A 14,592-nucleotide genomic window follows, 5' to 3' on the forward strand; every position below is an offset into this window, starting at 1 on the left:
GAATCGTTAGACCTCGATATCTGCCAGGTTGCCGTAATCTTCCAGCCAGCGCTTGCGGTCGCTGGCGCGCTTCTTGGCCAGCAGCATGTCCATCATTTCCATGGTGCCATCGCCAACTTCCCGGGTAAGTTGCACCAATCGGCGGGTATCCACCGCCATGGTGGTTTCACGCAACTGCAGCGGGCTCATCTCACCCAATCCCTTGAAACGCTGGACGTTGGGCGTGCCACGCTTTTTCTCCAGCTTCTTGAGAATCGCCGCCTTTTCGCTTTCATCCAGGGCGTAATGCACTTCTTTACCCAGATCGATGCGATACAACGGCGGCATGGCCACGAAAACGTGACCGGCATCCACCAGTGCGGGAAAGTGGCGCACGAACAGCGCGCACAGCAAGGTGGCGATATGCAGGCCGTCGGAGTCGGCATCCGCCAGAATACAGAGCTTGTGATAACGCAGCTTTTCCAGATTGGTGCTTCCCGGGTCGGCGCCAATCGCCACGGCGATATCATGCACTTCCTGGGAGCCGTAGATGTCGTGAGTCTCGACTTCCCAGGTATTGAGTATCTTGCCACGCAGCGGCAGGATCGCCTGAGTCTCGCGGTTACGCGCCTGCTTGGCGCTGCCGCCGGCGCTGTCGCCCTCGACCAGAAACAGCTCGCCCTGGGAGGGGTCCTGGCTGGAGCAGTCCGCCAGCTTGCCGGGCAAGGCGGGCCCCGACGTGACCTTCTTGCGCGCCACTTTCTTGGCTTTTTTCTGACGCTTCTGGGCAGCATTGATCACCAGCTCGGCCAGCGCCTCGGCCTGGTCGACATGATGATTGAGCCACAGCGAAAAGGCATCCTTGAGCACGCCGCCCACGAAGCCGGCAATGGTGCGCGATGACAACCGCTCCTTGGTCTGGCCGGCGAACTGGGGGTCGAGCATCTTCACCGAGAGCACAAACGAAGCCCGCTCCCACAGATCATCGGCAGTGAGTTTGATGCCTCGCGGCAACAGGCTGCGAAACTCACAGAACTCGCGCAGCGCATCGAGAAGCCCGGCCCGAAAGCCATTGACGTGGGTGCCACCCTGGGGTGTGGGAATCAGGTTGACGTAGCTTTCGGTGAGCGGCTCGCCACCTTCCGGCAGCCACTGGATCGCCCAGTCGACGCCATGCTCATCGTCGCTGAAATGCCCGACAAAGGGCTCCGCCGGCAATACCTCATAGCCATCGGTTGCCTGGGCCAGATAGTCGCGCAAGCCATCGGCGTATTCCCAGACGGTATCGTTGCCTTCGGCGTCACGCAACGTGACCTTGAGGCCGGGGCATAACACCGCCTTGGCGCGCAATAAATGGCGTAAACGAACCAGGGAAATTTTGGGGCTATCGAAATAGCTCACATCCGGCCAGAAGCGCACCAGGGTGCCGGTCATGCGCTTGGGGGCCTTGCCGATCAGTTCCAGCTCACGGACTTTTTCCCCGTGCTCGAAGGCGATGGCATGTCGCTCGCCGTTACGTACCACTTCCACTTCCAGACGCGTGGAGAGCGCATTGACCACCGAAACCCCCACCCCATGCAAGCCGCCGGAAAAGCGATAGCTGGAGGAGGAGAACTTGCCGCCGGAATGCAGCTTGGTCAAGATCAGTTCCACCCCGGAGACACCGTGCTCAGGGTGAAGATCGATCGGCATGCCGCGCCCGTTATCGCGTACCTCTACCCCACCATCCTCATGCAGTACCACATCGAGCTCGGTGGCATGACCGGCCAGGGCTTCATCGACACTGTTGTCGATGACCTCCTGAACCATGTGATTGGGCCGGGAGGTATCGGTATACATGCCGGGACGCTTGCGCACGGGCTCGAGCCCGGACAGGACTTCAATAGCGCTGGCACTGTAGGCATCGTACTGGGTCATGTAAGACGTTTCCTGAAGGGTAAATCCACTCGTGCAAACGCAGAAACGCCGGCCTGGCTACGCACAAGCGCAACCGGGAGCACCGGCGCTCATCTCAGGCCGCACAGCATAGCGAAAAGCTGTATATACAGCCAGAGGGCAAGTCACGTCATTCGTGATCCTCGGCTGCCCAGAAGGCTTCGATCAATCCACGACTGGAGGCATCCAGGCTTTGAATATCGCCATCATGTTCCAGGATTTTTTGAGTTTCACCGGCAATTTTCTTGCCCAGTTCCACCCCCCATTGATCGAATGGATTGATATCCCAGATCATCGCCTGGACGAACACCTTGTGTTCATACATGGCAATCAAGGCCCCTAACGTTGACGGGGTCAGCTTGTCGAGCAGCACCGTGGTGGAAGGCTGGTTGCCACGATAGCGCTTATGCTGCGGACGCGGGCCATCGTCATCAAGGGCGTCGTCACCCAGCATCAGCACCCGTGACTGAGCGAAGCAATTGGACAGCGCCAAGCGGTGCTGTGCCTTGAGATGCGCCCGAGTGTCACGGTTTTCGACTTCATCATAACGCCGCACAGGAGCGATGAAGTCGCACACTACCGGCTGGGTCCCCTGATGCAACAGCTGATAGAAGGCATGCTGGGCATTGGGGCCGAGCTGGCCCCATAGTACAGGGCAAGTGGAGTAATTGATTGGATTTCCCTGGCGCGTGACCGACTTGCCGTTGGACTCCATTTCCAGCTGCTCGAGGTAGGCGGCGAAATACTCCAGGCGACCATCGTAAGGCAGTATCGAATGGGCCCGAATATCCAGAAAATTGACATTCCAGATACCCGCCAGCGCAAGCAGCACCGGCATGTTGTCCGCCAGGGGTGCCTTGGCGAAGTGCTCATCCATGGCATGGGCACCGGCCAACAACTCATGGAAATTGGCCATGCCTACCACCAGGGCGATCGGTAGCCCGATAGCCCCCCACAACGAATAACGCCCTCCCACCCAGTCCCAGAACCTGAGCTGATGAGCCGGGGCGACGCCCCATTCGCTCATTTTTTTCGGGCAGGCGGAAACACCGATAAAGTGCTGACGTACCACCAATTCCGCACTTGCCGACATGCTTCCATACCGGCCGAGGCGGTTGGTCAGCCAGTCGCGAGCGGTACTGGCGTTGGACAGGGTATCGATGGTGGTGAACGATTTCGAAGACAGCACGAAGAGCGTGGTTTCCGGGTTGAAACGACTCAGATAGTCCGCCATCTGCGAGCCATCCATGGTCGATGCGAAATGCACCTCGATCGGATGGACGTCCTCGGGGCGAAAGTCAGCCAACGCATGGGTCACCATCAAGGGCCCCAGATCGGAGCCGCCCACCCCAAGGTTGACCACGTCCTCGATCGGCTTGCCGGTCGCGCCGCGCCATTGCCCGGCATGCAGCCTTTCCACCAGCTCCGCCATACGCGCCAGGCTTTCATGCACCGCCGGCACCACGTCTTCGCCGTCCACCACCAAGCTGGCATCGCGGGGCAAACGCAGAGCAGTATGCAACGCTGGGCGATTTTCACTGGTATTGACCCTTTTACCGCTCAAAAGCGCTTGAATCGCCCCTCGCACCCCGGCCTCTTCGGCCAAGGCCAACAAATGTTCCAGCGTATCCTCATCCCAGCGTTGCTTGGAAAGATCCAGCGTCAGACCTGCGACTTGCCGGGTAAAGCATTGCCAGCGGCCAGGGTCGTCGCCGAACAAGGTTTTCAGATGGACATGTTTGAGTTGGTTGGCGTGGGTACGCAGGGTTTGCCAGGCAGGCAATGTATCAGGAGTAGCGCTTGATGCTGAGGCCATGATTGTCTCCAAAGGCTTCGATCCGTGCAGCCGGGTCTTGGGGCGCGTAAAATACCTCTCCCCCAATCCAAATTCCGGCTTATCCATGAGTGATGCATCTTACCGTGACGCCATCTTTTCGACACCCCTAGACCGGGTGGCCCGCTTTTCTTTCGATGAGCAGGTAGTGGCGTGTTTCCCCGACATGATCCGCCGTTCAGTACCCGGTTACGGCCAGATACTGGGCATGTTGAGCTTAATCGCCCAACGCCATTTGCGCCATGGCGCCCAGGTGTACGACCTGGGGTGCTCTCTCGGCGCCTCTGGCCTGGCGCTGGCCGGGCAACTCAGCCCCGATGCGTTTCGCTACACGGGCCTGGACCTTTCCCCGGCGATGGTCGAACGTGCCCGGCAAACCTTCGAGACGGAATGTCCCGATCATCGCATGCAGGTAGTGGAAAGTGATATCCGTCGTTTCGACTACCAGCCTTGCGGTATGCTGATTCTCAACTTCACCCTGCAGTTCCTGCCCCCACAGGATCGCGACGCCCTGCTTGCGCGATTATATGACTGCCTGGAACCCGGCGGGGTCTTGCTGCTTTCGGAAAAGATCATCGACGCCGACGAGCGCGATAATGCCTGGCGGGTGGAACGTTATCATGACTTCAAGCGTGCCAACGGCTACAGCGACATGGAAATCAGCCAGAAGCGCACCGCCCTGGAAAACGTCCTGGTGCCGGACAGCCTCGACGCTCATCATGCGCGCCTGAAAAATGCCGGTTTCACGCGCTCTCTGACCTGGTTTCAATACATGAATTTCGCCTCGCTGATCGCCTTCAAGGAAGCCTGACGTGCCGATACCTCCCGCTCACCGCCCTCTGTACCAGGCGTTTGTCGACCAGGGCCTGGATAGCTGGCTTGCCCGGCTACCCGAGCAGCTCGCCCATGGCCTGGACCGCAAGCGTTTCGGCGACCTGCCCGCCTGGGAGAAAGCCGTGGCCAAGCTTCCTCAGCTGCCCTTGACGCGGGATGTCCACCTGAACGCCGATACCGTCACGGTAGAGCTTCCACTTTCCGACAGCCAGCGCCGCCAGTGCGACAACCTGCTGAGAAAATTGGCTCCCTGGCGTAAAGGCCCTTACCGCCTGGGCGGTATCCATATCGATACCGAATGGCGCTCGGACTGGAAATGGCAGCGTGTGGCCCCGCACCTGGCAACGCTGAAACATCGCAAGGTGCTGGATGTGGGCGGCGGTAGCGGTTACCACGCCTGGCGCATGGCGGGAGAAGGCGCTGACTTCGTGTTGGTGATCGACCCCTCGCCACGCTTTTTCTGGCAATTCCAGGCGGTGCGCCACTTTATCGGTGATGCCGACAATGGACGCACGCATTTTCTGCCGGTGGGCATCGAGGACGTTCCCGAAAAACTGGCGTTTTTCGATACGGTATTTTCCATGGGCGTGCTCTACCACCGCCCTTCACCGTTGGAGCATTTGCAACAATTGAAGGATGCCCTGCGCCCCGGCGGTGAAATGGTGCTGGAAACCTTGGTCGTGGAAGGCGACGTCACCACGGTGCTGTTGCCCGGCGAGCGCTACGCCGCCATGCCCAACGTCTACTTTTTGCCCTCTTCCCAAGCGTTGTGTCAGTGGATCGAGCGCTGTGGATTCGACAATGTGCGCGTGGTCGACGAAGCAACGACCCGCCTGGATGAACAGCGCGCCACCGACTGGATGACGTTTCAGTCGCTTGAAGACTTTCTCGACCCTAATGACCCTAGCCGCACGCTGGAAGGTTACCCGGCACCCCGCCGTGCGGTGGTGATCGCCAACAAGCCTAGCGCCTGAGCTTATCGCCTGAGAATGACCAGCCAGCGGCCCAGATTCATGATGCCGGCAAGCGAGGCCGCCACATAGGTGAAGGCGCAGGCGGTCAACACATGGCGCGCGCCGGGCATATCGTAAGGTGGCACATATTCTTTCAATAATGGCAGAGCCCGGTTGAAACTGGCGTCGAACTCCACCGGCAAGGTCACCAGATGCACCAGCGCCGCGGTGCCGAAACTGATGACCGCCATGGCCACCACCACCAACAGGCCGCCGGGCACGCGGGTGAGCAGGAACAGAAAAGGTGCTGCCATCATCAACAATGCGCCGAGCTTTTCGGCCTTCTGGGCGACCTTCACCATCCGGCTGCGCGCCAGCAACGGCGGATAGCCTCGGTGGTGCTGAATGGCATGCCCCACCTCATGGGCGGCTACCGTCACCGCCGTCAAGGAGCGCCCATGATAGATATCTTGGGAAAGCCGTACACGGTGTGCTTCGGGGTCATAATGATCGCCATGCTCGGTCAGCTCGACCTTGACCTCATCGATGCCCAGACGGCGCAACAGATGATCGGCAAGCTCGGCACCGGTCCCCGGATAATCATCCCGCCCTCGGGTATGACGCTTAAGCACCCATTTGGCCCAATAATTGGGCAGGAAAAACAACAGCAACACGATACCTAGCAATACCACGACCATTCCATCACTCCCGCGTACTCTGCGATTCCGGTAATGTCTCCCAGCTTACAAGAAGACGGCAAGCCCAGCGTCAACCACTGTGCCTTCATGTCACAGGCCGCCTTACGCCAATGGCGATAAGGTCGGCGGTTGCGCTATCATCGACCGCAGTCACTACGCCTATCGGAGCTTATCTGCATGAAGATGATCGAACTTAAAAAGCTCCTGCTGGGCCTTAGCCTATTGCTGGTAACCACCGCATCCGCCAGCGCCGAATTGCGGGTGGCGGTAGCCGCCAATTTTCTCGGCACCATGCAGGAACTTGCTCGGCACTACCAGGCGCATAGTGGGCAAAGCTTGATGCTGAGCTCCGGCTCCTCCGGGGCTTTTTATACTCAGATTCACCATGGCGCACCGTTTGATGTGTTCTTCTCGGCCGATAGCCGGCGCCCGGAACGGCTGGTCGCCGATAGCTTGGCGCTGGAGGCATCGCGTTTCACCTATGCTGTCGGCGTGCCGGTGCTATGGTCATCCAACTCACAGAGAGTAGACAGCAACGGCACGGTATTGTCACAGGGAGATTATCGTCATTTGAGTATCGCCGAGCCACGCAATGCCCCCTATGGGGCCGCCGCGCAACAAGTACTTCAAGAAGTCGGAGTATGGGAGACACTGACGCAAGAGGGGCGTTTGATTCGCGCTCAGTCCATCGGCCAGGCCTACAGCCAGGTCGCCTCGGGCGCGGCGCCGCTGGGCTTCGTGGCGCTTTCGCAGGTCAAAGCCGAGGATGGGAGCATTCCCGGCTCCTACTGGATTCCCCCTGCAAAACTTTACGACCCTATCACCCAGCAGGCGGTGATCCTTAGCGACACTCAGGACCTTCAAGCCGCCCAACGTTTCTTGAGCTGGATGCGTGAACCCCAGGCAACGGCAATCATCGAAGCCGCCGGTTACAGCGTCCCCCACTAGAACAGGAGCCAAGCCATGCTCTCGCCCCAGGATGCCGGCGCACTGTGGGTCACCTTCAAACTCGCCTTGATCAGTACCGCTATCCTACTGGTATTGTGTACCCCCCTCGCCTGGTGGCTTGCCCATACTCGCTGGCGAGGCAAGACCTTGATCGAAGCGCTGGTCATGCTGCCACTGGTGCTGCCGCCCACCGTGCTGGGCTTTTATCTGCTGATATTGCTTGGCCCTCGCGGCTGGGTCGGCGGCACCCTGGAATCGCTGGGGTTCAACCATCTGGCGTTCAGTTTCAGCGGCCTGGTCATCGGCTCGATGATCTATTCGCTGCCCTTCGTCATGCAGCCACTGACCGCGGCTTTTCAGGCGACCAGTGGGCGCATGCTGGAAGTGGCGGCGACGTTGCGCGCCTCACCGCTGGACCGATTCTTCAGCGTGGCAATGCCGCTGGCACGCCGCGGCTTTTTAACCGCAGCGGTGCTTTCCTTCGCGCATACGCTGGGTGAGTTCGGGGTCATCATCATGCTCGGGGGTAACATTCCCGGCCGCACCCAAGTCGCCTCAATCGCCATCTACGACCATGTGGAAGCCATGGATTACGCTTCCGCCCATACCTTGTCACTGATTCTGGTCGTGTTGTCGTTCGCCTTGCTGGTGGCGGTGTACGGGCTCAACCGCAAATTCAAGGTAGTGGGAATAGGCTGATGAGGCGGGAGATGCAAAACGAAACAACCCAAACAGAGCTGCTGACCCAAACAGAGCTGCAAGCGCGGTTTTACGTTGAGCACGGCGACTTCACCCTGGATGTGGAATTCTCAATTCCCTCATACGGGGTCACCGCGCTGTTCGGCCGCTCCGGCTCGGGCAAGACGACGATACTGCGCTGCCTGGCGGGGCTAGAGCGCCTGGACGGCAGCCGGCTACGGCTCGGCGATGAAGTATGGCAGGATGCCGAGCGTTTCGTGCCCGTTCATCAGCGTGCCCTGGGCTATGTCTTTCAAGAGGCGAGCCTGTTTCCTCACCTGAGCGTACGCGGCAATCTGCTTTACGGCTACCAGCGTGTCGCCACTGCCGAGCGCAGCGTCACCTTCGATGAAACGGTAGCCCTGCTGGGGCTTGAAAACCTGCTGGAGCGTTATCCGGACAAGCTCTCCGGAGGCCAGCGACAGCGGGTTTCCATCGGTCGCGCGCTACTGACCAGCCCCCGCCTGCTGCTGATGGATGAGCCGCTGGCCGCCCTGGACGACACCAGCAAGGCGGAAATACTGCCTTGGCTCGAGCGGTTGCATGAGTCCCTGTCGATACCCCTGGTCTACGTCAGCCATTCCATCGATGAGGTCGCCCGGCTGGCCGACCATATGCTGCTATTGGAAAACGGACGCGTTCTGGCCCAAGGACCGCTGCAGGAAATGCTTACCCGTCCCGACTTGCCGCTGGCCCGCAGCGGCAATGCTTCCACCGTGCTCAATGCCACCCTGGTCGATCAGGATGCACAGCATCATTTAAGCGTACTGGAATGTGGCGGCGAGCGACTGCTGGTCTCGCGACAAAACGCTTCGCCGGGACAACGCCTGCGCGTACGGGTGACAGCCCGGGACGTCGCCATCGCGCTCAGGCCACCGGCGGGGTCCAGTGTCTCCAATTGCCTGGCGGCACAAGTGGAATCGATAAGCGATGACCCCCAACCCTGTCATGTGCTGGTGGGCCTGGCTTTCGGTGACCAGAAACTGATCGCGCGCATCGCCCGTCACGCCCATGAACAGCTGGGGTTAACGCCGGGCATGCCCGTCTACGCTCTGGTGAACATTGCGCTTTCCTGCAGCGAAGCATCCTGGCGGTCCAGTGGCCTGTCCCACACGCCAAACTGCCAACACCGGAAGCTCAGCGCCCCTGACATCCTGGCATCCTACTGATTCAGCAATCTAGTTTCCTTTCCTGGGCTACATCCTCGCGCACGGCCTGCAACCCATAGATGGAAATATTCCCCTTCGCATAGGCATGCTCGGCCATCAGGCCACTGTCATCGGTCACCACCCATTCGCAGGCCGTATGGCTCAGTTGCTCTTGCAGCTTTTGAATGGCGCGCTCGCGGCTGGACTTGTTATCCACCCGCCGGATATAGATTGCCTTGATACGCTCTGGATAAGCCCTGAGGATATCAGCGTAGATTTCCGGGTCATGCTGGCCGCTGTCGCCTATCAGAATGCAAGGCATGTCTTCAAATAGTGCCAGCATATGCTTGATGACATCACGCTTGTGATCTTCGGCGCGGCGTGGCCAGGGATGGCGCAAGGTAAGGCCCCATTCGCGCAGAAACAAGATAGGACCTACCGGGATACGATTGAGCTGAAAGAAGGTTTCCAGCACTTCGTAGATCGCCCAAGGCCCGCGCGAAACGTAGAGAATCGGGCGTTCGCTATGCCCGCTGGCACCCCGATGAAGCGCCTGATAAAGCGAAGCCACGCCGGGAAATGCCGTGCGACGGTGAGGTTTTTCGACAAACAGGCGGTATAGCATACGGAACTTCTCGGCCACACCGGTAAACATCACCGTGTCGTCGATATCGCTGATCACCAGCAGATCGGTGGCCGGGGGCGGCACATACACTTCCCCCTGGATTCTTACCGGGTGCTCATCAACGGCGGAGACATGCACCTCGGCATAGTGCCAGGAAACCTCCAGAGAGAGAGGAATGGTCAACGGAATGTGGGCATTGAAGTAACCGTCACGATCCGTGATTACCCTCACCCGATTGTCACCTAAACAGATCTCGACACTGGCATCAGCCAAGCCACGCCGCGCGATACGCCGCACCACATCCGCCGTGTCGCGCAGCATACCCCGCCGTGGAATCATGCGTCCCAAGGACGCCTGATGAAACACGCGGCCCATCAGGAAGGCCTGTTTTTGAGAGCCGTACCCCCGATAGGGGTTTACCATCATTCCGCCTCGCCCGCTATCGCGCTTCACGGGCTTGGCAAGTACACGGATGATTCGCTGGACGAAACTCACGCCATGACGAAATAATTTCTTCAAGCGTGCTTTTCCATCTCTGCGCCCTGCTCGAGCGATTCAATCAACTTGGCGTTGAAGTCCTCCAGATCCTTTGGGGTACGGCTGGTCACCAAGCCGTTGTCGACCACCACGGATTCATCGACCCAATTTGCGCCGGCATTCCTGAGATCCTGGCTTACGGAAGATACCGAGGTCATACGCCGCCCTTCGACCAGGCCCGCGTTGATCAATATCCAGGGTGCATGGCAGATGGCCGCGACCGGTTTGCCTTGCTCGAAGAAACCGCGCGCGAAGGCCAAGGCTTTCTCGTCCAGCCGCAAGGTATCCGGATTGAACAGCCCACCGGGCAACACCAAGGCGTGATAATCGGACGGCTGGACATCATCAAGAGCCTTGTCGACCTGATAGACATCACCCCAATCGGTCTTTGCCCAGGCACGAATTCCTTGCTTTTTCGGGCTAACGACATCCACCTCAACACCTTCTTTCTGCAGTGCCGCACGCGGACTGCTCAATTCCGCTTCCTCGAAACCATCGGTAGCCAGGATGGCCACACGCTTTCCTTGTAGAGACTGAGACATTCGAGACTCCTTTTTTAGAGCAACTTTTGGTATTTTGCCTAAAGAAGTGTGAATCATCAGAGCCCTACGTCAAGCCGGGCATTTTATCCTAGCGCTTCAGGATGTTGCTTATATCCTTGGCTTCCCAGTGGGGAAAATGCTTGCGCACCAAGGCATTGAGATCGGATTCAAATGCTGCCCAATCGGTTTGATGCTGAGCTTTCTGACGGCTTTCGGCAACACCGCGAATCATGCCCGCACCCACCGTGACATTACTCAAACGGTCGATCACGATAAAGCTCCCGGTGCCGGGGCTGGTGCGGTAGTCATCCACCGGAATCGCGGCGGTAAGCTCGACCTGGCAGCGCGCAATCGCATTAAGCTCCAGCCGCTCGGCCGGATGCTTCTCCAGGCTGTTGACATCGATCTGGTAATCGATGTTGGAGATTTCACCGGATAGATCGCGCGTGGCCAGCTTGAAATCAAACAGCTTACCTGGTGTCAGCGCCTGCTCGTGCATCCAGACGATATCCGCCGCGAACAGATTGGAAAGCGGCACCTCGGCATCCACTGCCACTAGCCAGTCGCCCCGTGAAATATCGATTTCATCGGTCAAGGTCACGGTAATCGCCTGACCCGGATAGGCGGCTTTCAAGTCGCCATCGAAGGTGACGATACGCTCGACCGTCGAGCTCTTGCCCGAGGGCAGCGCCTTGACTGCCTGACCCGGATGCAGCACACCGGCGGCAAGGGTGCCGCAGTAGCCACGAAAATCCAGGTTGGGGCGATTGACATACTGCACCGGCAGACGAATGTCGCTCAGGTTCTGGTCGCGTTCGATCTCGACGCTTTCCAGCAACTCGAGCATTGCCGGGCCGGGGCTGCCATTGTGCTGGTACCAGGGCATCCGCTCGCTCACGTTGACCACGTTGTCGCCTTCCAGCGCCGACATGGGCACGAAGTGAATATCGGGTGCCTTGAGGTTGGTAGCGAACTGGCGATACTCGGCCTTGATTTCCTCGAAGCGTGCTTCGGAGAAACCGACCAGGTCCATCTTGTTGATCGCGATCACCAGGTGCTGGATCCCCAGCAGATCGGCAATGAAACTATGCCGCCGGGTCTGGGTCTGCACGCCGTAACGGGCATCGATCAGAATGATCGCCAGACTGGCTGTCGAGGCGCCGGTAGCCATATTGCGGGTGTACTGCTCATGCCCGGGCGTGTCGGCGATGATGAACTTGCGCTTGTCGGTGGAGAAGAAGCGATACGCCACGTCGATGGTGATGCCTTGCTCACGCTCTGACTGCAGGCCATCGACCAGCAGCGCCAGGTCCACGGTATCCCCGGTGGTGCCGCTGGTTTTCGAGGCTTGCGTTATGGCGGCAAGCTGGTCTTCGAAGATCATCTTGGAATCGTGCAACAGCCGACCGATCAGGGTCGATTTACCGTCATCCACACTGCCGCACGTGATGAAGCGCAGCAGATCCTTGTTCTCATGCTCATGCAGGTATTGCTCGATATTATCGGCAATCAAGGTTGACTGATGTGACATTAGAAATAGCCCTCGCGCTTTTTCTTCTCCATCGACCCGGCCTGATCGTGATCGATGGCGCGGCCGCTGCGCTCACTGGTACGGGTCAGCAGCATTTCCTGGATGATTTCGGGCAAGGTGGCGGCATGCGATTCCACCGCGCCGGTCAAGGGGTAACAGCCCAGGGTCCTGAAGCGCACCCATTTGTCTTCGGGCACCTCGCCGGGCTCAAGCGGCATGCGTTCGTCGTCGACCATGATCTGCATGCCGTCCCGCTCGACAATCGGGCGGGGGGCGGCGTAGTAAAGCGGCACGATGGGAATCTGCTCGAGATAGATGTACTGCCAGATATCCAGCTCGGTCCAGTTGGAAAGCGGGAAGACGCGAATCGATTCGCCCTTGTTGATCTTGGCGTTGTAAACGTTCCACAGTTCCGGACGCTGATTCTTGGGGTCCCAGCGATGGTATTTGTCACGAAACGAATAGACACGTTCCTTGGCCCGCGAGGCTTCCTCGTCGCGTCGCGCGCCACCAAAGGCGGCATCGAAACCGTGCTTGTCCAGCGCCTGCTTGAGCGCCGAGGTCTTCATGACGTCGGTGTACTTGGCGCTACCATGATCGAAAGGATTGATATTGGCGGCACGCCCTTCTTCGTTGGTATGCACGATCAATTCCATGCCCGCTTGCGACGCCATGCGGTTGCGAAACTCGATCATTTCGCGGAATTTCCAGGTGGTATCGATATGCATCAGGGGGAAAGGAGGAGTTCCCGGGTAGAACGCCTTGCGCGCCAGATGCAGCATCACCGAGGAGTCCTTGCCGATGGAATACATCATCACCGGATTGCGAAACTCGGCGGCCACTTCACGAATGATATGGATCGACTCGGCTTCCAACTGCTTGAGATGGGTCTGACGCTCGGCACCGATTTCGAAAGGCGCCTTTGACGCCCCACGCTGGGCCGTGGTCGATAAAGTAGAAAACTGGCTCATGGCCCGGCTACCTCGCAGGACAAATATCAAATGGTATTGTCGATTTAATCTGCATAGGGTAACGCCGAGCCAATCATAACCCAAAAGAATTAATAACTATCTTTTTAGACTTTTAAAATCTAACAACCTGAAAGCTCATATATCGACACGCTCGACCCATGTAAGCCAATCGCCATCATGCAGGTCCACTATTCGGTAGCCGGGGCGTGCGGCCTGGTCGAGGGCGAAGTCCTTGGCCCCGGCAAGAAACTGATCGGCAGTGGCCGGACAACCATAGACGCCCACAGGGTTGTGATTCAGCACCTGATAGTGGGCAAAGGCTTGATGAGCATGACCGAACAAGACCAGTTTGACTTGCGGGTAAGCCGATAGCATCTGCCAGAACGCTTCACGGTCCTGCAAACCAATGCGGTCCATCCAGGCACTTCCCACCGCGACCGGGGGATGATGCAGCACCACCAAAGTGGGCCGGGCGTCCTGCTCGAGACATTCGGCAAAGGCGGCCAGACGCCCCGGCCCCAGTTCACCTTCTTCCCGGCCTTCCACACGCGTATCGAGCAGCACCATATGCCAATGCTCAAGGTCCACGTCATCGTGCAGGGGATGTACCGCTTTCATCAATTCCGGTTGATCATGATTGCCCGGCAACCAGAACCATGGGCAAGGCAAGGCGGACAGGGTTTCCTTGGCCAAGATGTAAGAGGCAGAAGTCGCGTCCTGGCTGACATCGCCACTTATCACCACTACATCGGGGCGCTCGGCGATCACCGATTCGATCACGGTGCGAAACTGGCGCCACGGCAGACCTGCACGCGAGCGCCCTTGGGGGTCGGCATGCAGATGGGCATCCGTGATCTGAATCAGACGCATCAACGCATCTCCGGCAAATCGAGACTGCGTCCATGCGCCAAGGCGTGAGCCAGCCATTCGCCGAGAAAACGGTTGAGCTGCAGCTTCTCGTCCGGTTGATGCATGCGGGAATTGGGGTAGCGGTAGCGGCCATGAAAATGACGTTCACGCTGAAAGTGTGTCACTTCCGCCATGCGCGCATCATGATAAAGGTGCACGCGCATACGCTGCGCTTCGATCATCTCGTCCAGTGGCCCGGACTGAGAGACATTCAGCACGGTGGTATAGGGGGCTTGTTCCTGTACGTGCAGATGTAGTGAGCCGAACTCACGTCCTGAGGCGCCGCCCAGCGCAATCTCACGATGCTGACCGGCTTCCATGTCGCCCAGCAAGCGCAATAAACGCAAATAGTTGGCGCTACATTCTCCCTGCAGGGATCTCAAGTCGGTGACATAGGCATGTCTTGCCAT

The 14,592-nt window shown here is 58.8% G+C and carries 14 protein-coding genes; 5 read left to right on the forward strand and 9 right to left on the reverse strand.

Annotated elements, in window-relative coordinates:
- Window positions 1-6: 6 nt before the first annotated feature.
- Both parE and pgi read right to left on the reverse strand, forming a co-directional pair.
- Window positions 7-1,896 carry a DNA topoisomerase IV subunit B gene (gene parE / locus GPM19_RS01580; RefSeq protein WP_160417120.1) on the reverse strand — a complete coding sequence of 630 codons (1,890 nt, stop codon included), beginning with the start codon at window positions 1,894-1,896 and terminating at the stop codon, window positions 7-9.
- 148 nt (window positions 1,897-2,044) lie between these two features.
- Complete coding sequence (pgi, locus tag GPM19_RS01585) at window positions 2,045-3,730, reverse strand: glucose-6-phosphate isomerase (RefSeq protein WP_160417121.1); 1,686 nt, start codon at window positions 3,728-3,730, stop codon at window positions 2,045-2,047.
- Window positions 3,731-3,815: 85 nt separating this feature from the next.
- Between pgi and cmoA the strand changes: the two genes are divergently transcribed.
- Window positions 3,816-4,559: a carboxy-S-adenosyl-L-methionine synthase CmoA gene (gene cmoA, locus GPM19_RS01590; RefSeq protein ID WP_160417122.1), complete on the forward strand. Its 744-nt coding sequence runs from the start codon at window positions 3,816-3,818 to the stop codon at window positions 4,557-4,559.
- A 1-nt stretch (window position 4,560) separates the two neighbouring features.
- Window positions 4,561-5,556 (forward strand): tRNA 5-methoxyuridine(34)/uridine 5-oxyacetic acid(34) synthase CmoB, encoded by a 996-nt coding sequence (gene cmoB / locus GPM19_RS01595; protein ID WP_160417123.1) that lies wholly within the window; start codon window positions 4,561-4,563, stop codon window positions 5,554-5,556.
- A 2-nt stretch (window positions 5,557-5,558) separates the two neighbouring features.
- Here cmoB and GPM19_RS01600 read toward each other — a convergent pair whose 3' ends face one another.
- Window positions 5,559-6,233 (reverse strand): zinc metallopeptidase, encoded by a 675-nt coding sequence (locus tag GPM19_RS01600; RefSeq protein ID WP_160417124.1) that lies wholly within the window; start codon window positions 6,231-6,233, stop codon window positions 5,559-5,561.
- A 177-nt stretch (window positions 6,234-6,410) separates the two neighbouring features.
- Here GPM19_RS01600 and modA point away from each other — a divergent pair, with 177 nt between their 5' ends.
- The 3 genes from modA to modC are packed head-to-tail and all read left to right on the forward strand — an operon-like array spanning window position 6,411 to window position 9,088.
- Complete coding sequence (gene modA, locus GPM19_RS01605) at window positions 6,411-7,181, forward strand: molybdate ABC transporter substrate-binding protein (RefSeq protein WP_202114625.1); 771 nt, start codon at window positions 6,411-6,413, stop codon at window positions 7,179-7,181.
- 15 nt (window positions 7,182-7,196) lie between these two features.
- The gene (gene modB, locus GPM19_RS01610) at window positions 7,197-7,880 is read left to right on the forward strand and encodes a molybdate ABC transporter permease subunit (protein WP_160417125.1); all 684 of its coding nucleotides are present in this window, start codon (window positions 7,197-7,199) and stop codon (window positions 7,878-7,880) included.
- Between the two features lie 11 nt (window positions 7,881-7,891).
- Complete coding sequence (gene modC / locus GPM19_RS01615; protein ID WP_160417126.1) at window positions 7,892-9,088, forward strand: molybdenum ABC transporter ATP-binding protein; 1,197 nt, start codon at window positions 7,892-7,894, stop codon at window positions 9,086-9,088.
- A gap of 1 nt (window position 9,089) precedes the next feature.
- Here the strand turns inward: modC and GPM19_RS01620 are convergent, their stop codons facing one another.
- The 6 genes from GPM19_RS01620 to GPM19_RS01645 form a co-directional block, all read right to left on the reverse strand.
- On the reverse strand, window positions 9,090-10,118 hold the full coding sequence (locus GPM19_RS01620; RefSeq protein WP_160417270.1) for an App1 family protein phosphatidate phosphatase: 1,029 nt from the start codon (window positions 10,116-10,118) through the stop codon (window positions 9,090-9,092).
- A gap of 89 nt (window positions 10,119-10,207) precedes the next feature.
- Window positions 10,208-10,771, reverse strand: coding sequence for a type 1 glutamine amidotransferase domain-containing protein (locus GPM19_RS01625; protein ID WP_160417127.1), 564 nt, complete (start codon window positions 10,769-10,771; stop codon window positions 10,208-10,210).
- 88 nt (window positions 10,772-10,859) lie between these two features.
- Window positions 10,860-12,302, reverse strand: coding sequence for a sulfate adenylyltransferase subunit CysN (gene cysN / locus GPM19_RS01630; protein WP_160417128.1), 1,443 nt, complete (start codon window positions 12,300-12,302; stop codon window positions 10,860-10,862).
- Window positions 12,302-13,273, reverse strand: a complete 972-nt coding sequence (gene cysD, locus GPM19_RS01635) for a sulfate adenylyltransferase subunit CysD (protein ID WP_160417129.1) — start codon at window positions 13,271-13,273, stop codon at window positions 12,302-12,304. Before cysD ends, cysN begins: the two co-directional genes overlap by 1 nt.
- A 135-nt stretch (window positions 13,274-13,408) precedes the next feature.
- Complete coding sequence (locus tag GPM19_RS01640; protein WP_160417130.1) at window positions 13,409-14,143, reverse strand: metallophosphoesterase; 735 nt, start codon at window positions 14,141-14,143, stop codon at window positions 13,409-13,411.
- Window positions 14,143-14,592, reverse strand: coding sequence for a DUF1249 domain-containing protein (locus GPM19_RS01645; RefSeq protein WP_160417131.1), 450 nt, complete (start codon window positions 14,590-14,592; stop codon window positions 14,143-14,145). The genes GPM19_RS01640 and GPM19_RS01645 overlap by 1 nt, the downstream gene beginning before the upstream one ends.

The sequence above is a fragment of the Vreelandella zhuhanensis genome, assembly GCF_009793355.1.
Lineage (GTDB): Bacteria > Pseudomonadota > Gammaproteobacteria > Pseudomonadales > Halomonadaceae > Vreelandella > Vreelandella zhuhanensis.

What these genes read in the sequence shown, in the direction of transcription:
- cysD (WP_160417129.1), bottom strand. Translation starts at nt 13,273, where the DNA reads ATGAGCCAGTTTTCTACTTTATCGACCACGGCCCAGCGTGGGGCGTCA.
- modC (WP_160417126.1), top strand. Translation starts at nt 7,892, where the DNA reads ATGCAAAACGAAACAACCCAAACAGAGCTGCTGACCCAAACAGAGCTG.
- cysN (WP_160417128.1), bottom strand. Translation starts at nt 12,302, where the DNA reads ATGTCACATCAGTCAACCTTGATTGCCGATAATATCGAGCAATACCTG.
- GPM19_RS01640 (WP_160417130.1), bottom strand. Translation starts at nt 14,143, where the DNA reads ATGCGTCTGATTCAGATCACGGATGCCCATCTGCATGCCGACCCCCAA.
- pgi (WP_160417121.1), bottom strand. Translation starts at nt 3,730, where the DNA reads ATGGCCTCAGCATCAAGCGCTACTCCTGATACATTGCCTGCCTGGCAA.
- parE (WP_160417120.1), bottom strand. Translation starts at nt 1,896, where the DNA reads ATGACCCAGTACGATGCCTACAGTGCCAGCGCTATTGAAGTCCTGTCC.
- modB (WP_160417125.1), top strand. Translation starts at nt 7,197, where the DNA reads ATGCTCTCGCCCCAGGATGCCGGCGCACTGTGGGTCACCTTCAAACTC.
- GPM19_RS01620 (WP_160417270.1), bottom strand. Translation starts at nt 10,118, where the DNA reads ATGATGGTAAACCCCTATCGGGGGTACGGCTCTCAAAAACAGGCCTTC.
- GPM19_RS01600 (WP_160417124.1), bottom strand. Translation starts at nt 6,233, where the DNA reads ATGGTCGTGGTATTGCTAGGTATCGTGTTGCTGTTGTTTTTCCTGCCC.
- cmoA (WP_160417122.1), top strand. Translation starts at nt 3,816, where the DNA reads ATGAGTGATGCATCTTACCGTGACGCCATCTTTTCGACACCCCTAGAC.
- GPM19_RS01645 (WP_160417131.1), bottom strand. Translation starts at nt 14,592, where the DNA reads ATGGCAAGACATGCCTATGTCACCGACTTGAGATCCCTGCAGGGAGAA.
- modA (WP_202114625.1), top strand. Translation starts at nt 6,411, where the DNA reads ATGAAGATGATCGAACTTAAAAAGCTCCTGCTGGGCCTTAGCCTATTG.
- GPM19_RS01625 (WP_160417127.1), bottom strand. Translation starts at nt 10,771, where the DNA reads ATGTCTCAGTCTCTACAAGGAAAGCGTGTGGCCATCCTGGCTACCGAT.